Source organism: Bacillus sp. NTK034, from assembly GCF_017303275.1.
Classification (GTDB): Bacteria; Bacillota; Bacilli; order Bacillales; family Cytobacillaceae; genus Cytobacillus.
In genome coordinates this window covers 63406-84394 of sequence record NZ_JAFKOJ010000001.1, presented here as the reverse complement: position 1 = coordinate 84394, position 20989 = coordinate 63406, and the positions used below count along the sequence as shown (strand labels likewise).

Genomic DNA, 20989 nt, shown 5'->3' with positions numbered 1-20989 from the left:
TTTACAATGATTGACTTCTTGCAATAAAGGGTATATGACGAATAAGTTTCCTTACCTTAAGAAGGGGTGAACTATTATGTTCTTTGAAAAAATTGTAGTTGGCTATGATGATACAGATGGAAGCAGACAGGCTTTAAATATGGCAATCGAATTGGTTAAGCAGCATCCTGAAACCCAGCTTCTGATTACACAAGTCTTTGAGGAGACAATTGAAAATGTTCCCATAAGCAATGAGAAAGCAATAGAGCCTGTAAGGACAAATGGCTATCTGCTGGAAGGAATTCAAATACCGCCCCTGCCGGTATATCATGATGAATCCTCAGCAACGACTCACGCAAGAGTGAAACATAGTGTTGACAATACTTTTTTTAATGCAAGGGAAATTCTTGAACCGTATAACATTAATGTAAAGTTCGATGTTATAGAAGGAAGTCTCGCTGACAGCATATCTGAATATGCAGCTGCCGAAAATGCCGATTTAATTATAGTGGGGAGCTCAGGCAAAGGCGGAATTAAAAAGATGTTCCTTGGGAGCACCAGTTCAAAAATTGCCAAAAATGCTCCTTGCCCAGTGCTTATAGCTAAAGATAAGGAAAATCCGCAAATCCCCTAAAACAGGAAAGCAGCCCGCCGGCTGCTTTCTTATAATTAATAGAATACACCTATTACTGAAGGCCTTTATTCTCTGCAGCCAGCTCCTCAAACCGTTCTTTAGAAGATGCTTCATCAAAACTGCTGTAAATTCTAAAATGGTCCTGATCAATAATCCTGTAATGCTGGCTGATGATATTCTGCTGAAGGATCAAACCGTTGCTTCTCTTCAATTCCCGCCACCAGAGCTTTCCGCCAAGAGTCTTTTCCTTCCTATAATCGATTCCCTCTCTTGCAATAGTCTCCAGAACTTCAAGGGGTTCGTTTCCAAACAGAAATCGGACTGTTTCCGTTTCCCTGAATAAGGCACATACAGCCACCACAGTCGACCATCCTGCTTCTGCCCGCCCTTTCTCAATTTGAACCAGTGTCTTCTTTGAAACACCAATAATTTCCGCCATCTTATCCTGTGTGTATCCTGCTTCTGTACGGATAAGACGGATCTTATCTGAAACTTTCAGTATAATTTCATCTCTAGTCAATGCAGCTTCATTCCCTTTTCATTGTTGGTGTAAATTTACACCTGTTACTATATTATAAAAGAAATAGTGACAATTTTACAAATAAAAAACTGCCTTGTTATTTAAATATACCAATTGTCACAAAAAAATGACTGTGCTTTTTGTCACAAGTATGGCCATAATCCATAGGGTAAAATTACTGTTATTTTCCATTAAATTAACAGAGGATTTTGCCGTAATCTATCGAAATCTATGGGATAACTGTTTTAATGTGAAAAAGTGGAGGGTAAAATGACGATTGAAACAAATAATGCCATATTGGAACTTCTGCTAACGGAAAAAGAAGACCTTTTAAGTGAATGGAATGAAAAAATCCTCATTAATAAGGATGATCCTTTTAAAGATAAAATCAAAGATAATGGCAACGCCATGTTCCAATTAATTATTCAATTTTTGATAAAAGACGGCGATGAACTTGAAGAATATATTCAGAAACTTGCCTACTCTGTGGCTGAGCAGCGAGTGAAAGCAGAAATTAATATTGGAGACTTTGTTTATAATGTCAACTTGGGGAGAACAATCGTTCTCGATATATTGAATCGTTCCGAAATACATTTTCATGAACTGCAAAGACAGTACGAACGAATCGGTTATTGCTTCGATAAATTCTTATACCACGCTGTTTCCAGATACACGGATGCAAAAGATCAGATCATAAAGGAAAAGACACAATTTATCGATTCGACCCATAAAGATAGATTGACGCTGCTCGGCCAGATGACTTCCAGCTTTATTCATGAATTCAGAAATCCGCTTACATCTGTACAGGGGTTTATCCAGCTGTTAAAGTCCGAAAATCCCACCATGAAATATTTGGACATCATATCAAATGAACTGGAGCAGCTGAATTTTAGAATTTCACAATTTTTGCTTCTCTCAAAAAAGGAACTGATTGGAAAAGAGAAAATCACTTTCTCTCTAAATGAATTAATAGATGAAGTCCTGATATTTTTATACCCCAGTATTCTGGATGGAAAGGTTAAGATTCTACAGGATATGAACGAAGATATATATTTGAATGGCTATGCTGATGAAATCCGTCAAGTATTTATCAATATTATCTTCAATGCCATTGATGTGCTTACTCAGTACCGCAGTGACCCTGTCATTCATATTAAAAGCAAATGGACTCCAGAAGGACACATAAAGCTTGATATTGCTAACAATGGGCCTAGAATTCCAGAGCATCTCGTCAGTTCCATTTTCGAACCGTTTGTTACAACAAAAACACTTGGAACAGGGCTGGGTTTATTTGTATGCAGAGAGATAATTGAAAAACATCAAGGGACACTGACCTGTGATACAGAGTCGGATTGGACCGTTTTCAGCATAATCCTGCCAACTGAAAAACAGACAAAAGGCAAAGGCTGACTCCAAATTGAGGAGCAGCTTTTTTATATTACTGGCTGAAAAGCTTTCATGATTTTAACCAAAAATATATATTTTTATTTTATTTCAGATTATTATTAATATATTTACTGATTATTGGAGGAGATTGCCCCATGTTTTCCTTAAAAGCAGATGAAGATATAGAATTGCAATTGTTCCAGCTGCATCATTCAGAAGAGCTTTTCAACCTGGTGGACACAAACCGCAGTCATTTAAGAGAATGGCTTCCATGGGTAGATAATATGGCTTCACCTGTACAATATCACTCTATTATTCCAATATGGCTGAAACAGTTTGCAGATAACAACGGCTTTAATGCAGGTATCCGTTATCAGGGAAAACTTGCAGGCTCTATTGGTTTTCACCAGATCGACTGGAATAACAGACAAACCAGCATTGGGTATTACCTTGCAAAGGATTTTGAGGGAAGCGGAATTATGACACGAAGTGTGCAAGCCATGATTAATCATGCTTTCTTTGATTTAAGACTGAACAGAATCGAAATACGGTGCGGGATCAGAAATGGAAAAAGCCGCGCGATACCGGAGAGGCTCGGCTTTCGTCAGGAAGGAATCATCCGGGATGGAGAGTACCTTTATAATCGATATCACGACCTTGCCGTATATGGACTTCTGGCAAGAGAATGGAATTATTGAAAAGAAAAGCCGATGGCGCCTGGAGCTAGACAGTTATCTACCTTCAGAATTTATACGTTTCACTTTCGAAAAAGCCTGCCTTCAGGCTTTTTTATTATTTACTGGTTACCTTCCTCCTAATTAAGGGTACTTTCTTATTAAAGAAATCCTTTATTCCAGGTTTATTTGTAAAATTCATGAATAAGGGAAAAGTACTTATAATAAAGGAGGTGCCGGCTCCTTACATATCGTGTAAGGATTTTATATGATCACCCTTAACCTATTTTTATTATTTCTCTTAATTGCATTAACTGCTTTTTTTGTTGCATCTGAATTTGCCATTGTTAAAGTCCGGACTTCACGTATTGACCAGCTTATTATGGAGGGAAATGCTAAAGCCCGTTCAGCAAAACAAGTTATAAGCAGTCTGGATGAATACTTATCTGCCTGTCAGCTTGGGATTACGATTACAGCACTGGGCCTCGGCTGGCTTGGTGAACCGACTATTGAGAGGCTGCTCCATCCCCTATTTGAAAGCATTAACTTACAGGCTTCCATAACTCATATCCTCTCTTTTGTTATTGCTTTTTCTGTTGTGACATTTCTTCATGTGGTTATTGGAGAACTGGCGCCAAAAACCTTTGCCATACAAAAAGCAGAGGCAATAACGTTATCTTTTTCAAAACCATTAATAGTATTTTACAGGATTATGTATCCATTTATTTGGATTTTAAATGGTTCAGCAAGAATTATCACAGGGTTATTTGGACTGAAGCCTATTTCAGAAAGTGAAATGGCCCATTCAGAGGAAGAGCTGCGGATTATCCTATCTGAAAGCTTAAAGAGCGGAGAAATCAATCCATCAGAATATCAGTATGTAGATCGAATTTTTGAGTTTGACAATAGAATTGCTAAAGAGATAATGGTTCCTCGAACCGAGATCGTTACCATTCCGGAAGATTCATCATTGGCAGAAACCCTGGATCTCATATTGAATGAGCGATACACCAGATATCCTGTTACGGCGGGTGATAAAGATAATATTCTGGGGATTATTAATGTAAAGGAAATCTTAACAGACTGCGTTAGAAAAAAGTGTGAAGGCAAACACCCTTTACGGCAATATATTAAACCTGTCATCAGGGTGATTGAAACCATTCCCATTCACGACTTGCTCCTAAGAATGCAAAAAGAGCGGTCCCATATGGCAATTCTCCTTGATGAGTACGGCGGAACAGCTGGAGTGGTCACAGCTGAAGATATCCTCGAAGAAATTGTAGGCGAAATTCGAGACGAATTTGATGCCGATGAACTTCCGCTTGTTCAAAAGTCCGGAGAAAATCATTATATCCTGGATGCAAAGCTGCTGATTTCAGAAGCAAATGACCTCCTGGGAACTTCATTATCTGATGATGATGTAGACACAATCGGAGGCTGGATAATGACGCAGAAGTATGATGTGATTCAAGGAGACTTTATTGAAGAAGAAGGATTCAGATTTATTATTAAGGACAAGGAAGGGCACCATATTTCCTATATTGAAGTTGTGAAAATATAACCTGCATTTTTAATGACCGGGAGCGATTTTCTTGCTCCTGGTTTTTGTTCGCCTTCGAGCTTCTTATGCTGAAGCAGTCATCTGCCTGTCAGAATCTGCCTTACCTTCTGATTGTGTAAGTCAAAATGATGCAAACCGGGCACCTTAAAAAAATTAATTTTTCCGAATCTTTTTACTTCATATTTTATGCATAATTTCATAAAATAAATGTAACCCTTTTTCAAAACTACAACGTTTGACTGTATGGTTTGTGCTAACGTATAATTGATTCTAACTATATCTCTTGATGGAAAAGCACATTTTCATGAGATATAAGTATTCAAAACAGAGGTGATATGATGGGGCTTACTATCGTATCGGCGAATTAGCCAATATTGCTAATGTTTCTAAAAGAACTATAGATTACTACACTAGCATTGGCCTAATAAAAGCGAAACGCTCAAAATCAAATTATCGCATATACTCAGAAGAAGTATTGTCTGATTTAAGATTCATTGAGGAATGCAAACTGCTGCATTTTCCGCTTGAAGAGATTAAGAGAAAACTAGAAATGAAAACGAAAAGGGAGATTCAGACAGGGGAAGTTGAAAAGCATATTAAAGCAGTCACATTGCAGATTAAACAGCTTCATCAGGAAATAGCAGTTCTCATGCCGCTTATTAATACACTGGATGATGAACAGAAAGATGGATTTTCCAAGAAGCTGACTATTGAAAGCACTGCGTTGCTCCGTTCTCTTTCCGACTTAACCAGCTGATCCCATTTTTCACAAAATCAGGAGGTGACACCCTGCCCGTTTAGGCGGGATAAGGGGAACTTATTTGGACATATTAAACTTGGTTTTTATAGCCATTTTAATTGCTTTAACGGCTTTTTTCGTTACATCGGAATTTGCCATTGTTAAAATACGAAGTTCCAGGATTGATCAGCTAATTGAAGAAGGCAATAATAATGCAATTGCTGCGAAGAAAGTCATTTCGAATTTGGATGAATACCTTTCAGCCTGCCAGCTGGGAATTACCATTACAGCCCTCGGCCTTGGCTGGCTGGGTGAACCGACAATTGAACACCTGCTGCGGCCAGTGATCAACAGTATCGGATTGCCCTCTTCCATTTCGCATATTATCTCATTCAGCATTGCTTTTGCTTTTATCACATTCCTGCACGTAGTTGTGGGGGAATTGGCTCCAAAAACCCTGGCGATACAAAAGGCAGAAGCGGTTACACTCTTAACAACACGTCCTTTAATCTGGTTTTACCGGGTTATGTATCCGATTATCTGGGCGCTGAATGGTTCTGCCCGCCTATTGACCAGCATGTTTGGATTAAAGCCTGCTTCTGAACACGAACTGGCACATTCTGAAGAAGAACTTCGCATTATTTTATCAGAAAGCTATGAAAGCGGCGAAATCAACCAATCTGAGTTTAAGTATGTAAATAAAATCTTTGAGTTTGATAATCGCATCGCGAAAGAAATAATGGTTCCGCGTACAGAAATTGTCTCTCTCTCAAAAGATGATACACTTGAAGACTTCCTGCAAATCGTTCAGGAAGAGAAATTCACACGATATCCCATTATAGATGGAGATAAAGATCATATCATTGGCATGGTCAATATTAAAGAAGTCATGACAGATCTCATTATGAACAGGGAATTATCATCAAGCACCCTTGAATCTTACATTCGTCCCATCATCAGGGTCATTGACAGCATACCTATCCATGAGCTGCTGCTTAAAATGCAGAAAGAACGCATTCACATGGCCATCTTAATGGATGAATACGGCGGAACCTCAGGCTTAGTCACTGTTGAGGATATCATTGAAGAGATTGTTGGTGAAATCCGTGATGAGTTCGATATGGATGAAGTGCCCATGGTCAGAAAGACGGAAGAAGGCCAATATATCATCGATTCCAAAGTTCTTGTCAGCGAAGTTAACGACTTGCTGGGTACCGATATCAATGATGAAGATGTCGATACCATCGGCGGATGGATATTGACTGAAAACTACGAAGCCAAACAAGGCGACATGATTGAACACGAAAAATACCGGTTCAAAATTCTGGATATGGAAGAACACCATATTAAGTATATTGAAGTAACAGCAGTACCAGAAACAGAAGAGCCGGCACCCGCAAATGAAGTGCCTTTTACTGAAACAGAGGTATTGTCATAAATGATTAAAAGGAACAGCCTATCAGAGTGCTGTTCCTTTTTTGCCTTATTGCAAAGATTGTTTTTTCCGGGGAAACCTAATCGTAAATTTAGTCCCTTCCCCTCTATCACTGCTGACAGCAATCTCTCCGCTGTGCAGCTGAACAAGCTGTTTAACAATGGAAAGCCCAATGCCAAATTCACCAAATGAATGATTGGTCCTGGATAGATCAGCTTTATAAAAACGCAGCCAGATAGACTCGATTTCTTGAGGATCGATGCCAATTCCCGTGTCTTCTATTTCGATCACTGTTTGGTCAGGATCTTCCCTTCCCCTTAAAAAGATGGAGCCTTGATCGGTGAATTGTATGCTATTCTTTACAATATTAACTAAGATTTGAATAAGCCGGTCATAATCTGCATGAACTGAAACCCCTTCTTCAGCCTCAAGATAAATCCTGTTGCCTTTTTCCCCTGCCTGAATTTCCAGCTGGTCCTTAACAATTTCAAAGGCTTCCATGAGATCAATATCCATTTTATTCAGCTGCAGCTGATTGGACCGGATCTTTTCATAATCCAGATTTTCGTTTACCAGACGAATAAGTCTCTTTGCTTCCCTGTCAATCAGGACCATCCCTTTTTCTTTTTCCGCCTCCGGGATCAGCCCCCCTTTAATGCCTTCAGCCAAACCGCTGATGGTGGTCAAAGGAGTCCGCAGCTCGTGCGAGACATCAGCAATGAATTTCCTCCTTCTATTCTCCAGTCTTTTAATTTCTTCATTAGATTCCCTCAATCTGGCTGCCATATCGTTAAAGTCTTTAGCCAGTTCGCCGATTTCATCCATATAGGTGTATGGAACATTTACATCATAATTCCCGGATGAAATCATAGAAGCAGCATTCCTGAGGTCCGTTATCCTCTTGATCAGATTTTTAGAGAGAACCAGGCTTAACAGGATGGTCGCAGAGAGCGAAATAAAAATAGTATATAATAAAAATCGATTTAATTGGCTGACAACCTCCATAGCTCCAGTTATAGGAGACAGAAGCAAAACTCCGCCAACCAGAGTGCTCCCCTGCATATAAGGCATTGCAACCAGAGTCACCTCTTGGCCAAAGCGTTCTATATCATGTTTTACAGTTACTTTACTTCCTTTCGAAATTTCTGCCCACTCAGATTTGGTCAGCTGAATCATCGGATCTGATTTAAGCTCCGGATACAAGACCCTCCCTTTATGATCAAAGAGAATATATTTTATATTCCTTGCATCGAGCAGCTGGCTGTATTCTGTTAAAAATTGTTCATCCCCCTCTATCCTGACTGTTAAATCAGTCAGGATCTGTTCCCCATAGGAATCGAGCTCTTCCACTTTATTTTCAAAAATATAATTCTCAACAAACTGGGAGAAAAGAAGGCTTAATAGCAGGAATGCCAGAATGAGGATGCTGACATGGCTAATCAGCAGCTGATAAAAATATTTAACTTTCATTTTCAGCTGCCGTTTCATCAAATTTATAGCCCACGCCCCATACCGTATGGATAAAAGGCTGCTCATCCGTACCTATTTTTTTCCTGAGCCTTTTTATATGTACATCGACCGTTCTTTCATCTCCATAAAACTGATAACCCCATACACTATCAAGCAGCTGCTCTCTTGTAAAAACCTGTTTTGGATGTTTTACAAGATAATACAGCAAGTCAAATTCCTTTGGGGTCAAATTCTTGAGAAGCTGCCCATTGCAATAGGCCTCTCTGGCATCTTTGCTGATTTTGAAGTATTCACTGGCAACATAGTGTGGGTCATCCACTGATCCTGCTTCAGCCTGAAACCTGCGTGTTACCGCTTTGATCCTGGCCATTAGCGTCAGGGGACTGAATGGCTTGGTCACATAATCATCAGCACCCATTTCAAGTCCCAGAACCTGATCGGACTCGCTATCTTTAGCCGTCAGCATAATGATCGGGACCTTGCTCAATTCCCTTATTTTACGGCAGAGAGTCACTCCATCCATGACAGGAAGCATCCAGTCGACGATAATTAAGTCCCATCTTTCTTTATTAAAATGCTCAAACCCCTGCTGTCCATCATGGACAAAGACTCCCTGGTATCCTTCTTTCATAAAGAACATCCCAAGCATTGAACAGACACTTTCATTATCTTCCACAACAAGTATTTTCATTTTCCCATCACCGTCCCCGAACAGTCTTCTTTTCTTAATGTAATCGAAATGAGTGTTTTTTTTCAATGAATATCTCTGTCCTTAATGTTTTCGTGAAAAAGATAGCCAATTTTATTCATGCTTTCGTTATATCTTGGGAAATGCTATATACGAATTATAATTTTGAAAGGAGTGCAGTGCATCATGAATAAAAAATTACTATTAGTATTGTCTTTTTGCATTATTTTAATGGGGGCCGCTATATCCGTTAACGCCGAAACCGCACCAAAGGAACAATCACCGGCACAAGAGCAGAAGCATGAACACCATCACAGAATGATTGATGAATCCCAAATGAAATCCCTTCTGGAGCAAGGATTCACCAAAAAGGAAATCTTCATAGCTGCCCACATTGCAAAGTTTTCAAATAAACAGGTTGCAGACGTATTGGCATTTTATAAAAAAAATAACTCTTCCTGGGAAAAAACAGCACAGCAGTATGGAGTGGATTTAGACAAAATAAAAAAGCATCCTCATCACATGGATAAGTTCCTTGAAACTAATAAGCAAGTTGTTATGCAAAAGGTCTCCGAGTATTCCGGCAAGTCCCCTCAAGTACTGCAGGGGTATCTTGACAAGGGAGTCCCTCTTCGTTTCCTTATTTCCGGTGCAGCCATGGCAAAGGCGGCAAATAAGGATTTAAACGAAATAATTCAAATGAAGGAACAAGGAAAATCAATGCCTGAAATAAAAAAGGAACTGAACCTGGAAAAAGAACAAATCCATGCAGAAATGAAAAAACTGGTTGATGAGATTCACAAGGAAGTCAGAAAGACAAAATAAAATGTTAAAACCGCAGAGGCCACACCTCTGCGGTTTCGTTTTATTTAAAACAGAACTATAATGAAGGGCAGAGGTGAACAAAATGACAGAAGAAAACCCGTCATACCCAGCCGATCTGGATGAAGAAACCTTATTCATGGTTTCCCAGACATTCAAAGCATTATCAGATCCAACCAGGCTTAGAATTCTTCATTTATTATTTCACGGAGAGTATTCGGTAAATGAGATTGCCGAAAACCTATCACTGCTTCAGTCTACGGTTTCTCACCAGCTGCGCTTTTTGAAAAACCTGCGGCTTGTAAAATTCCGCCGTGAAGGAACCACTCTTTACTACAGCCATGATGATGAACACGTCATTAGTTTATTGAACCAGGCAATCGAACATAGCCAGCATTCATAAGAAAAGCGGAAGCGCCTTGCCCACGAAGGAACGCAGACTAAGATCGCCACGTCCTGTGGCAACGTCTGCATGACCCGCATCCTGCGGGCCTCAAGCATAAGACGAGCCTCACGGTAAGGCGTCCTTTGCCTTGCTGGGAGGATTGGCTTATGACCTCGAGGGGGTAGGCGCTAGAGCTAGACAGTTATCGTTGTTAAAGATTAATACTTTCTTATTTCATGAATTAGCTGTCCTTTAGCCCCTATTAATTGCAGCTTTCATTATGGCCGGGGCAGCCCTTTCTTTCTCCTTCCACTTGAATTGTGCTATGCTCAATGCCATATTCATCATGAAGTACCGATTGCGCCGCATGAAGGACTGCATCGTGGCCGCCTTCATGTTCAATCACAAGATGGCAGCTAAGGGAAGGGAACCCAGAAGTAATCGTCCAAATATGAAGATCATGAACATCTTTTACATGTGCAAGGCCAAGGAGTTTCTTTTTTATATCCTCAGGGTTCAGGTGGGAAGGCGTCCCTTCCATTAAAATATGAAAAGACTCTTTTACCACCCTCCATCCGCTTATTAGGATGAGAACTGCTACCATTACACTGGCTATCGGGTCCGCAATGCCCCAGCCGAAGAAATAAATTAGAAGCGCAGCTGTAATAGCTCCAACAGAACCAAGCAAGTCACCAAGCACATGAAGAAAAGCGCTCCTAACATTTAAATTGTGATCCTTATCCCCACTCATTAATATAAATGCTGCTGCGATATTTACGAGAAGTCCGATTGATGAGATTACCAGCATACCCATACTTTGAACAGCCGGCGGTTCAAGAATGCGGTGGTAAGCTTCATAGAAAATATAGAGAGAAATCAAGAGCAGTGTGATTCCATTAATTGAAGCAGCAATAATTTCAAATCGTTTATAGCCAAATGTTTTTGAATTTGTCGCTTTTTTTTCCCCTATTTTGATGGCCAGAAAACTTAAACCAAGCGCAGCTGCATCACTCAGCATGTGTCCGGCATCCGATAGGAGCGCAAGGCTGTTAGTCCATATGCCTCCAATTACTTCTACAATCATAAATGAAGCAATCAAAATAAATGCCCACATTAAAGCCTTTTTATTGCCTGTGTGATGGTGATCATGTGAATGCCCTTGCCCATGGCCATGACTGTGTCCCATTCATTCAACCCCTTTATATGAATATATGCTCATATATATTATGTATGAATTTGGCTTATTGTTCAATGATTTTTTATTGTATTCTTTTTATTTAGACTAAAAGAGTGGAGTCAAACATTTTTTGATGATCTCCAGCAGAAATGCATTTTCTTCAAAGCAACTTTAGGATTCACAAAAAGGCTGCCTGAGTATACAGGCAGCCCTTTTCCTTATGCAAGATAAACAAAATAACCCATAAATGCAATACATAATCCATACATGATCGGATGAATTTCTTTTGGCCTTTTCAATGCCAGCATTGTGATTGGGTATAAGATGAAGCCAAGAGCAATCCCAGTTGCTACACTGAAAGTCAGCGGCATCATTAAGATGGTTACAAATGCCGGAATAGCAATCTCCAGTTTCCCCCAATCTATGTGTTTCACTTCCATAGCCATCAGTGCTCCGACAATGATAAGTGCCGGAGAGGTAACTTCGGCCGTAATGACACCGAGCAATGGAGAAAAGAATAATGCAATAGCGAAGCATGCAGAGATGATAACAGAAGTAAAGCCTGTCCTTCCTCCGGCCGCAATCCCAGAACTGGACTCAATCATGGAGGCAGTTGTAGAAGTTCCTAGCACAGAACCGACTACAGTAGCACTTGAGTCCGCCAGAAGCGCTTTTCCTGCATTAGGGATTTCATTATTCTTCATCAACCCCGCCTGGCTTGCAATGGCTATTAAGGCTCCAGCCGTATCAAAAAAGGCAACAAATAAGAAAGTGAAGATGACTGCCAGCATTTCCGGCGTAAAGATTTGATCAATATTCAGAAAAACTTCACCAAATGTCGGTTCAAGGCTCGGAATGGCCCCAACAATTTTTTCCGGTTTATCAATAAGACCAATTAACATCCCAGCTGCAGCTGAAATGACCATACCATAAAAAATGGCACCTTTAACTCCCCTTACCATTAAAACGATTGTTAAGATAAAACAGAAAACAGCCAGCAGCGTGACTGGGGATTTAAAATCGCCAATCGCAACAAATGTCGCCTCATTACCTACAATCAGGCCTGCATTCTTCAATCCGATAAAAGCAATAAAGAAGCCTATGCCGCCTGCTATAGCATGCTTTAAATCCTTGGGTATAATGTTAATAATTTTTTCCCGTATCTTTAATAAGCTTAAAATCACAAATAAGATCCCTGAAACAAATACACCAGTTAAAGCCGTTTGCCATGGAATGCCCATGCCGATGCAGACAGAAAAAGTGAAAAAAGAATTGAGGCCCATGCTTGGTGCAATCCCAATTGGATAATTGGACAGCAAGCCAATTAATAAAGAGCCAATAATTGCTGACAGCGCCGTAGCCGTAAAGACAGCTCCTTTATCCATTCCAGCCTGGCTAAGTATAATTGGATTTACAATTAATATATATGCCATTGATAAAAATGTCGTTAAACCTGCGATTGTTTCCTGTTTGTACGATGTTTCTCTTTCACGAAACCGGAAAAAAGATGACATGCCATTCCCTCCTTAATTAATAAGACTGTTTTCGCAAGGTTTGTTGCTATTTGTGTATTATTTGCTGAGTTGATTGCAGCGGAAGGTGCGAGACTCCTGCGGGAGTAGCGGGACAGGTGAGACCCCGCAGACGCGGAGCGTCGAGGAGGCTCACCGCCCGCCCCGCGGAAAGCGAGCAGTCTGGAGCGGAAATCAACGGACAACATTGATAGGCGAAAAACAACAATTTATACGAAAAGAGCCATTAGTAAACAATAAAAAAAGCTCCGCAATGTGCGAAGCTGCCATAAGTTAACAGAAGAAAATAGCATGCCGATTCGAACAAGCTATATCCCCTGTAGTCAAGCTATTTACGGCAGCCCGGTAGAAACGCTCAGACCCTATCTCTGAACATATACAGGTTAAAATGTATGGCCTCAGAAAACCAGTCGATCAATGTCCTGTGCCAACAAAATTATATATTGATATAATGAAAACAATTCTAGCAAACTCAAATATGAAGGTCAATTCTTTAATTTATTCTGAGAATTCCCCTTTATCCTGGAGTTGGTTAAAGGGTTTTAATGTTAATTTTTTGTTGTAATGGGTAAACAATAAAAAAACCAGCACAAGGAGGCAGGTCACAATGTTTATTGTATATGCAAGCTTGATTCTTATTGCAGCATCTCTGATCTTTCTGGGCATCTATGCTTTTAAAGCTTACAAGGATGCCAAACCGGCAATTAAGAAACTGACAGCTATAAGCACTGTCATTCAGCTAAAAGCTGATCAATTGAAAAATGGGGTTGACGAACTGACTGCAACTCAGAAAGAAATTCAAAGAGATATCAATTACAAAAAACAAACCTTTAATAATACGGTATCCGCGGTAAAGGAAACACCGAAGAAAATTAAAAAATGGTGGAACATTAAGATACCTTTTATCCACCAGATCAAATAAAACGAGGGCTGAGCCCTCGTTTTATTTTTTCCTATTTTATTGAAAGTGTACGATATGCTTCTGCATCTGTTTGTACCTTGGAACTTTCTTTGTCACCTTTCTTTCCGCTGCCCGGCTTGAATGTATTATTCCTGTGATAGAGGGCACTGATTTCCCCGCCAATAACAAGTGCAAGTCCGGTTAAAAAGAACCATAGCATTAATACAATGACTCCGCCAAGGCTTCCGTATGTGGCGGAATAATTCCCAAAATTGCTTACATAAAAGGACAACCCAAAAGATATAAGCTGCCACATAACAGTTGCGGCTATTGCGCCCGGCAAGACCTGTTTGAAAGGAAAATGTTTATTCGGTGCCACCTTATAAAGAATGGCCAGGACTGTAACCATGATCACAAAAGCAATGGCCCATCTCAATACATTGATAAGTATCTGCATCCCATCAGGTATATTAATAAAATTCTCTACAAAGTTCATGATAATTTTTCCGAACACGGGAAGAACCATAGCAATGATGAATGCTGCCAGCAAACCCAGAGTCAAACCTATGGATATCAGTCTTGATTTTATAAATGACCTCGTTTCCTCCACATCAAAGGCGTCATTCATGGCTCTTATGAAAGCCTGCATTCCATTAGAAGCGGACCATAAAGTACCTATGATACCGAACGTCAGCAGTCCGCCATTCGGCTTCGTAATGATATCCACTACATTATCTTCAATAACATTAAATGAATCTGACGGCATTACACTCTGCAAGAAAGATAATGCTTTTTGAGGATCCAGTGAAAGATATGGAACAATGGAGATGAGCAGAATTAACAAAGGAAAAACGGAGAGCATATAATAATAGGCTTGTTCGGCTGCAAGCCCGGTTGCCCGATCATTCTTAAATTCCTTTCCGAGCTTCTTGCCAAATTGAATAACCTTATGCATTTTACTACTCCTCCCTTAATCAGCTTATAGCTTGTATGTGTTTATTTCCCCGAAGACCTTTGAGCTAATCGTATTTTAATAAAATATTCATTCCATTTTTGATAGATAAATAAAAAAGATCCATTTCCGCCAAAACGGGATTTATCCTTATAAGGACAAACAACTTATCAGTATAAAACTCGATATCCCTCATTTAATATAAGAAATGTTATAATTAGATATAGTCGTCTTATCGAATAATTAATTTGAGCTATAATGGCACAAGCTATCATATTATGTTATTAGCTCATTAAAGATGCTCGTTCAGTCTGACAGTGTTTAATACATATATTAATTTTTCATCACTTAAAATGGGGGTCATTTATGAACGTTTCACTTGAAACTGCTGTTGAAGCAAATGTACATAAAGGGTTGACTAAAGGCAAGCTTGCAAAAAGGATTTTCTTCATCATACTTGGTGCCATACTTATGGGTGTCGGAATCGAAGAGTTCCTGGTCCCCAATAAAATTCTGGATGGCGGAATAGTAGGAATCTCCATTATCCTCTCTCACTTGTCCGGCTGGAAACTCGGCTGGTTTATTTTTATCTTGAATATTCCATTTTTTTACATCGGATATAAACAGATAGGGAAAACCTTTGCTTTGTCTACATTGCTGGGCATAGCGGTATTATCAGCCACCACCCTCCTCTTGCATGACGTTCCCGTGTTTACAGAGGACTTGCTGTTAGCAACAGTATTTGGCGGCATTGTTCTTGGCGTTGGTGTCGGTATGGTAATCAGATATGGGGGATCTTTAGATGGAACTGAGATACTGGCCATTCTCGTAAATAAAAAACTCCCGTTCTCTGTCGGGGAAATCATCATGTTTTTCAATATCTTCATTTTTGCTACTGCAGGCTTTGTTTTCGGCTGGAACCGGGCCATGTACTCAATCCTTGCATATTTCATTGCTTTCAAGACAATTGATGTTGTCATCAGCGGACTGGATGAATCTAAATCTGCCTGGATCATCAGCGACCAGCATAAGGTAATCGGCGAAGCGATTATGGCACGGCTGGGACGAGGCGTTACCTACTTAAATGGGGAAGGCGCATACACTGGGGATGACAAAAAAGTAATTTTTTGTGTCATTACCAGACTTGAGGAAGCAAAGTTAAAATCCATTGTCGAAGAAATAGATCCGAGTGCTTTTTTAGCAGTTGCAGATATTGCTGAAGTGAGAGGAGGCAGATTCAAAAAGAAAGCCATTCACTAAGATAAATATCAAAGTGATTAAACTAAAAGGGAACAGCGTCCGCTGCCCCCTCCCTATTAATTAAAAATATCCATCCAGATTTTGATTGATGTTGCCAGAATTAAAACTGCCAAAATGACTTGAAGAATTTTTGTGTTTACTCTTTTTCCTGCAGCAGCTCCTAATGGAGAAGCCATTAAGCTGGCAATTATCATTATGGCAGCAGGAATATAGTCCACCTGGCCGGTTGCCAATTTTCCAGCTGTAGATCCAATTGATGAAATAAACGTGATGGCCAGTGATGTCGCAATCGTCATCCTGGTAGGGATCCTCAATACAACCAGCATAATAGGAACCAGTAAAAATGCACCTGCTGCACCTACTATTCCAGCTCCGATGCCGACAATCAAAGCATAGAAGGCTGCAAGCCATTTGTTGAACTTTACTTGATCCAAAGGTATATCATCCAAGCCTTTTTTCGGCACGAACATCATGACTGCGGCAATTAAAGCCAATACACCATATACAAGATTGATGCCGCCTTCAGTCATAAACCTTGAACCATAGCTTCCGATTAAACTTCCGATTAGTATTGCTGAACCCATATAAATAATAAGTGTTTTATTCAGGTATCCGCCTTTTCTGTAAGCCCAGACCCCCCCTATTGTTGCAAAAAACACCTGTACTGCACTGATTCCGGATACTTCGTGAGCAGAAAAAGCAGCTAATCCAAATAATGGCGGAATGTATAAAAGCATAGGGTATTTAATGATTGAGCCGCCAATTCCTACCATGCCGGAAATGTAAGACCCGATAAAACCAATTAAAAATATAACGATAAAAAAAGTTAAATCCATGTGGCTATCTCCTCCTTTTAGCGATAAAAGGGAGTAGAAACCCCCTTTTACCTTTCAATAGATTAGCCCTTTTTTATCCAGAACTTTAAAATTCCGTTGTCATCCTCATGTTTTAAAAGTTCATGTCCTGTTGACTCTGTCCAGGCAGCCAAGTCTTTGACTGCGCCTTTGTCGGTTGTATGAACTTCAAGCACCTGGCCTGATTCGATTTCCCCTATCGCTTTCTTTGTTTTTACGATTGGCATTGGACAAGCTAAACCTTTTGCATCCAGTACTTTTGCCGTGTTCATGTTTTCATTCCTCCAGTTTTTTAAATTATCTATGCTAAAGTTTTTGAATTCAGGTAATTATCTTACAGCACAGCGGTTAGGACCGATTTCCATCTCTCTCTGTTTTTCTTCATCGGGGCTGATTTTCCCCATATTTGTTTCGCGGATTTCCTGATAAGCATTTGGCTGAGGTGGAAGATTTTCAGAAACTAATTTTCTGAACTCTCCTTCGTCATCAATATTTAAACCATGATTTTCAGCAAATAATGTGCCAAGTTTCCCAGAAACACTGCCATCTTCATTCAACTCATCAATGATCATGAAGTGTGCAGGCATAACAACTAATTCACTTGATAGCTCCTTATAGCGCTTATAAAGTGTCTCTCTTAAATCGCCAGCCCAGTCACCGGCTTTTCCTGCAAGGTCCGGTCGGCCAATTGAATCGATGAATAGAATATCGCCTGATAGAAGGTACTGATCATCTACCACAAATGATGTTGATCCAATTGTATGGCCTGGTGAATAAACAGCTTGAATGCTGATCTTAGCAGAACCAATCATTACCTCATTTTCATCTTCAAGACGGCTGAATTCAAATGTTACTTCTTCTGCATCCTTAGGAGGAAGCCAGTAAGAAGCACCCGTTTTTTCAGCAATTTTGCGTCCGCCTGAAATATGATCTGCATGCAGGTGTGTATCAAAGACATGCTTGATCTCCGCATTCTTTTCGGCAGCAAAATCAGTAAATACGTCTGTCATTCTTGTTGCATCCACGATTGCAGCTTCACCGTTTGAAATCACCATGTAAGATAGGCAGCCTTTTCCGATGCGGACGAATTGATAGATTTCTCCGCCACCCTTCAAATCGCCCACTTTAACTGGCTCAAGGTGCTCACTCCATGATTTCATCCCGCCTGTCAGATAGGAAGCATCGCGTCCTGCTTCTTCAAGCATTTCTGCGACCATTACGGAAGAACCTTCTTTTGCACACACTACTAAAATCTCTTTATCAGCTGGAATTTTATCAAGAATAGGCTCTACTCCATCAAGAAGATCGAAGTAAGGAATGTTAAGATGTTCGAAATGTTTACCTTCGATTTTCCAATCATTAAAGTCACTTTCATTGCGCACATCTAGTATAAATAGCTCTTCATTTTGAATAACCTTCCTTGTTACTTCTTTAGCAGTCATTGCTTTCATAAACTTATACCCCCTGATGTATATTTTATTATAAAATTTTTTAATTCACTTTAGTTTCTGTCGGTCCATTCCAGCCAGACATTCCCGGCACTACATTAATTATGTTCGAGAAGCCTTTTTTGGTTAATGCCTGTGAAGCCATATCACTGCGGCTGCCTGTACGGCATACTACATATATCTTTTTATCTTTATCCAGCTCGCCTATTCGTTCTTCAAGTTCGCCAAAAGGAATGGAAACAGCGTTTGGAATATGTCCAAATGCATATTCAGCGGGTTCCCTTACATCAAGTACAACAATCTCTGAATTTGATTCAAGTTCTTTTTTAAGATCTTCGTTAGAAGCAATAGTCTCAAAATTTGCTGCTTCTCGCTCTTCATTTTCACTTGCTTTGCGGATATAGTGCATAAGTACATCACCTTCTTCGATTGTCCCAAGATATTGATGTCCCGAACTTTTTGACCAGGCCAGAATATCTGCCTTTGAACCTTTATCCGTTGCAAGTACCTCAAGTACTTCACCAGGGTTTAGATTATTAATTGCCTTTTTTGTTCTTACAATTGGCATTGGGCAAGCAAGGCCTTTTGCATCTACCGTAAAGTTTGCTTTTAATGTTTTCATTTAGATATCCCCCTATTTTAAAAATTTGGTTTAGATGAATAAATTTACATTTCCATCTTCTGCATCTGCCAGGTACGCTGCTACACCAGCATATTCAACGCCATCAATAATTTCATCTGGTTTAAAGCCCAGAAGATCCACTGTCATCTGACAGGCTACCAGCTTAATATCCTGTTCTTTTGCCATATCAATCAAATCTTTTACTGGCATCGTGTTGTGCTTTTTCATTATATCTTTAATCATTTTTGGACCCATGCCTCCCATATTCATTTTTGAAAGACCCATTTTTTCAGGGCCCCTAGGCATCATTTTTCCAAACATTTTTTCCAAAAATGATTTTTTCACTTGAATAGGCTCATCTTTCCTTAGAGCATTCAGTCCCCAAAAAGTGTGAAAAATTGTTACCTCATGGTCATAAGCAGCTGCTCCGTTCGCAATGATATAAGCTGCCATCACCTTGTCATAATCTCCGCTGAATAGAACAATCGTTGTCTTCTTCTTATCCATTCTTCTTCCTCCTTTTACCCTAATGGGTATTCATATAATCAAAAAAAATAAAGTTTATATTGTTATTGGTAACCACGTCTACATACCTTGCGGGGTATATATTAAAGTATGCTTTACTTTCTGTCAATACCCCTTTTCTTTTCGAACATCAAGTTATTCTATGGGACCTTCCCAGTTCATCATACCGCCGCTCATATTGATCACGCTAAAACCCTGGCTTTCAAGAAAACGGGCAGCTAGTCCACTGCGGCTGCCTGATCTGCAAACCATTACATATTCTTTATTATTATCCAGTTCATGCATGCGGAATTCAATTAATCCAAGCGGAATATGAATGGCTGATGGAATCTTCCCTTCCTTAATTTCATCCACCTCACGCACATCGATTAAATTCAAAGGTTTCCCGGCAGCTATTTTCTGCTCAGCATCCTTTGCAGTCATAGTTTTCATATGAAATATCCTCCCTTATCTCCAGGCGCTCAGTCCGCCTCTGATATTTGTTATATTTTTAAAGCCTTCTTTCTTCAGGATTTTGCTCGCTTTGCTGCTTCTCATTCCACTTTGGCACATGACAACTACTTCCTGATCCTTTGATAGCTGGCTCTTTTTCTGGTGAAGCTGATGAAGAGGCATATTGACAAATCCCGGAACATGGAATCGTTTATACTCTGCAGGTGTTCTCACATCAATATATTGCTTGTTATTATCCTTTTGTTCGTTTTGCAGCTGAGCAGGTGTCATCTGCCTGACTCCTTTAACTGGAATCATTTTTCGAACTAAAAAGATAATAAGAAGAGCAATAATAACTCCATTTACAATGGTCATTTGATAACCTCCAATTACAGATTTCATTAATACCCTACAGGGTATATACTAACTAAAAAAAATGAGGAAGTCAACAGTCTTTTATCTGCTTTTAACAAGTAAGTTGACGGCCTCTTCAATAATACTTGAGTTTGCTGTACCCTTTTCAGCATTTTCTATAATGCACTGTTCAAGATTTTGACTGACAATAACCGCGATTGCTTTATCAATCGCAGAACGGGAAGCAGTTAGTTGAGTAGTAACAGATTTGCAATCCTTCTCATCTTCCATCATTTTCAAAATACCCCTAAGCTGCCCCTCAGCTCTTTTGATTCGGTTTTTTGATCCTTCATCGTATACCATATTTTTCACCCCATTTATTTGGTGGAATGACAATCAGGGATTGAGAATGATTACTTATTCAAAACCCTTGCGCAGCAACCTCGTAATATCATCTGCAATATTAATTCATTACAACTCACACTATATACCCCAAAAGGTATATAGTCAATATTTGAATTTTTTCAAAAGAAAAACACCCAAACGGGTGTCTTTTGTTTTTGCCTTAGCAGCAGTCGCTTTCATTGCCTAACAAAACCAGTCTTTCATTTTCCTTATCATGGTCCAGAATCATACTTA

At 39.7% G+C, this 20989-nt stretch carries 24 protein-coding genes and 1 riboswitch; of the genes, 10 read left to right on the top strand and 14 right to left on the bottom strand.

The window, feature by feature from the left end:
• Positions 1–76: 76 nt before the first annotated feature.
• Positions 77–613, top strand: a complete 537-nt coding sequence (locus tag JI665_RS00505; RefSeq protein WP_206834920.1) for a universal stress protein — start codon at positions 77–79, stop codon at positions 611–613.
• Between the two features lie 52 nt (positions 614–665).
• On the opposite strand, the gene JI665_RS00500 is transcribed toward JI665_RS00505, so the two are convergent.
• Positions 666–1133 carry a helix-turn-helix transcriptional regulator gene (locus JI665_RS00500; protein ID WP_009331481.1) on the bottom strand — a complete coding sequence of 156 codons (468 nt, stop codon included), beginning with the start codon at positions 1131–1133 and terminating at the stop codon, positions 666–668.
• Positions 1134–1403: 270 nt separating this feature from the next.
• On the opposite strand from JI665_RS00500, the gene JI665_RS00495 reads away from it, so the two are divergent.
• The 5 genes from JI665_RS00495 (at position 1404) to JI665_RS00475 (ending at position 6931) form a co-directional block, all read left to right on the top strand.
• Positions 1404–2543 (top strand): histidine kinase N-terminal domain-containing protein, encoded by a 1140-nt coding sequence (locus tag JI665_RS00495; protein ID WP_206834917.1) that lies wholly within the window; start codon positions 1404–1406, stop codon positions 2541–2543.
• 131 nt (positions 2544–2674) lie between these two features.
• Positions 2675–3217, top strand: a complete 543-nt coding sequence (locus JI665_RS00490; RefSeq protein WP_206834913.1) for a GNAT family N-acetyltransferase — start codon at positions 2675–2677, stop codon at positions 3215–3217.
• Between the two features lie 244 nt (positions 3218–3461).
• Positions 3462–4754 (top strand): hemolysin family protein, encoded by a 1293-nt coding sequence (locus JI665_RS00485; RefSeq protein WP_206834911.1) that lies wholly within the window; start codon positions 3462–3464, stop codon positions 4752–4754.
• Between the two features lie 355 nt (positions 4755–5109).
• Positions 5110–5511 carry a MerR family transcriptional regulator gene (locus JI665_RS00480; protein WP_206837603.1) on the top strand — a complete coding sequence of 134 codons (402 nt, stop codon included), beginning with the start codon at positions 5110–5112 and terminating at the stop codon, positions 5509–5511.
• 64 nt (positions 5512–5575) lie between these two features.
• Positions 5576–6931 (top strand): hemolysin family protein, encoded by a 1356-nt coding sequence (locus tag JI665_RS00475; RefSeq protein WP_206834908.1) that lies wholly within the window; start codon positions 5576–5578, stop codon positions 6929–6931.
• A 45-nt stretch (positions 6932–6976) separates the two neighbouring features.
• On the opposite strand, the gene JI665_RS00470 is transcribed toward JI665_RS00475, so the two are convergent.
• Positions 6977–8398, bottom strand: a complete 1422-nt coding sequence (locus JI665_RS00470; RefSeq protein ID WP_206834905.1) for a sensor histidine kinase — start codon at positions 8396–8398, stop codon at positions 6977–6979.
• Positions 8388–9089, bottom strand: coding sequence for a response regulator transcription factor (locus JI665_RS00465; RefSeq protein ID WP_206834903.1), 702 nt, complete (start codon positions 9087–9089; stop codon positions 8388–8390). The genes JI665_RS00470 and JI665_RS00465 overlap by 11 nt, the downstream gene beginning before the upstream one ends.
• Before the next feature lie 183 nt (positions 9090–9272).
• Here JI665_RS00465 and JI665_RS00460 point away from each other — a divergent pair, with 183 nt between their 5' ends.
• Together JI665_RS00460 and JI665_RS00455 are read left to right on the top strand one after the other, a co-directional pair.
• Positions 9273–9911: a hypothetical protein gene (locus JI665_RS00460; RefSeq protein ID WP_206834901.1), complete on the top strand. Its 639-nt coding sequence runs from the start codon at positions 9273–9275 to the stop codon at positions 9909–9911.
• Positions 9912–9993: 82 nt separating this feature from the next.
• On the top strand, positions 9994–10311 hold the full coding sequence (locus JI665_RS00455; protein ID WP_206834900.1) for an ArsR/SmtB family transcription factor: 318 nt from the start codon (positions 9994–9996) through the stop codon (positions 10309–10311).
• Positions 10312–10555: 244 nt separating this feature from the next.
• Here the strand turns inward: JI665_RS00455 and JI665_RS00450 are convergent, their stop codons facing one another.
• Both JI665_RS00450 and JI665_RS00445 read right to left on the bottom strand, forming a co-directional pair.
• Positions 10556–11479 (bottom strand): cation diffusion facilitator family transporter, encoded by a 924-nt coding sequence (locus tag JI665_RS00450; RefSeq protein ID WP_206834899.1) that lies wholly within the window; start codon positions 11477–11479, stop codon positions 10556–10558.
• Positions 11480–11688: 209 nt separating this feature from the next.
• The gene (locus JI665_RS00445) at positions 11689–12984 is read right to left on the bottom strand and encodes an NCS2 family permease (protein ID WP_206834898.1); all 1296 of its coding nucleotides are present in this window, start codon (positions 12982–12984) and stop codon (positions 11689–11691) included.
• Between the two features lie 318 nt (positions 12985–13302).
• Positions 13303–13404: riboswitch (purine riboswitch) on the bottom strand.
• 205 nt (positions 13405–13609) lie between these two features.
• Here JI665_RS00445 and JI665_RS00440 point away from each other — a divergent pair.
• Positions 13610–13924, top strand: coding sequence for a DUF948 domain-containing protein (locus tag JI665_RS00440; protein ID WP_206834897.1), 315 nt, complete (start codon positions 13610–13612; stop codon positions 13922–13924).
• Between the two features lie 31 nt (positions 13925–13955).
• Here the strand turns inward: JI665_RS00440 and JI665_RS00435 are convergent, their stop codons facing one another.
• Positions 13956–14858, bottom strand: a complete 903-nt coding sequence (locus tag JI665_RS00435) for a YihY/virulence factor BrkB family protein (protein WP_206834896.1) — start codon at positions 14856–14858, stop codon at positions 13956–13958.
• A 363-nt stretch (positions 14859–15221) separates the two neighbouring features.
• Between JI665_RS00435 and JI665_RS00430 the strand changes: the two genes are divergently transcribed.
• Entirely contained in the window at positions 15222–16115 is an 894-nt protein-coding gene (locus tag JI665_RS00430; RefSeq protein ID WP_206834895.1) for a YitT family protein, read from the top strand.
• 56 nt (positions 16116–16171) lie between these two features.
• Here JI665_RS00430 and JI665_RS00425 read toward each other — a convergent pair whose 3' ends face one another.
• From JI665_RS00425 to JI665_RS00390, 8 genes are all read right to left on the bottom strand, one after another.
• Positions 16172–16951 carry a sulfite exporter TauE/SafE family protein gene (locus tag JI665_RS00425; RefSeq protein WP_206834893.1) on the bottom strand — a complete coding sequence of 260 codons (780 nt, stop codon included), beginning with the start codon at positions 16949–16951 and terminating at the stop codon, positions 16172–16174.
• A gap of 62 nt (positions 16952–17013) precedes the next feature.
• Positions 17014–17241, bottom strand: coding sequence for a sulfurtransferase TusA family protein (locus tag JI665_RS00420; protein ID WP_206834891.1), 228 nt, complete (start codon positions 17239–17241; stop codon positions 17014–17016).
• Positions 17242–17298: 57 nt separating this feature from the next.
• Positions 17299–18420, bottom strand: coding sequence for an MBL fold metallo-hydrolase (locus tag JI665_RS00415; protein ID WP_206834887.1), 1122 nt, complete (start codon positions 18418–18420; stop codon positions 17299–17301).
• Positions 18421–18460: 40 nt separating this feature from the next.
• Complete coding sequence (locus tag JI665_RS00410) at positions 18461–19039, bottom strand: sulfurtransferase TusA family protein (protein WP_206834884.1); 579 nt, start codon at positions 19037–19039, stop codon at positions 18461–18463.
• Positions 19040–19069: 30 nt separating this feature from the next.
• Positions 19070–19546 (bottom strand): DsrE/DsrF/DrsH-like family protein, encoded by a 477-nt coding sequence (locus JI665_RS00405; RefSeq protein WP_206834881.1) that lies wholly within the window; start codon positions 19544–19546, stop codon positions 19070–19072.
• 153 nt (positions 19547–19699) lie between these two features.
• On the bottom strand, positions 19700–19996 hold the full coding sequence (locus JI665_RS00400; RefSeq protein WP_206834878.1) for a rhodanese-like domain-containing protein: 297 nt from the start codon (positions 19994–19996) through the stop codon (positions 19700–19702).
• 15 nt (positions 19997–20011) lie between these two features.
• Positions 20012–20371, bottom strand: coding sequence for a rhodanese-like domain-containing protein (locus JI665_RS00395; RefSeq protein WP_206834876.1), 360 nt, complete (start codon positions 20369–20371; stop codon positions 20012–20014).
• Positions 20372–20452: 81 nt separating this feature from the next.
• A complete protein-coding gene (locus JI665_RS00390) occupies positions 20453–20713 on the bottom strand; it encodes a metal-sensitive transcriptional regulator (RefSeq protein WP_206834874.1) in 261 nt (86 codons plus the stop codon).
• Positions 20714–20989: the final 276 nt, after the last annotated feature.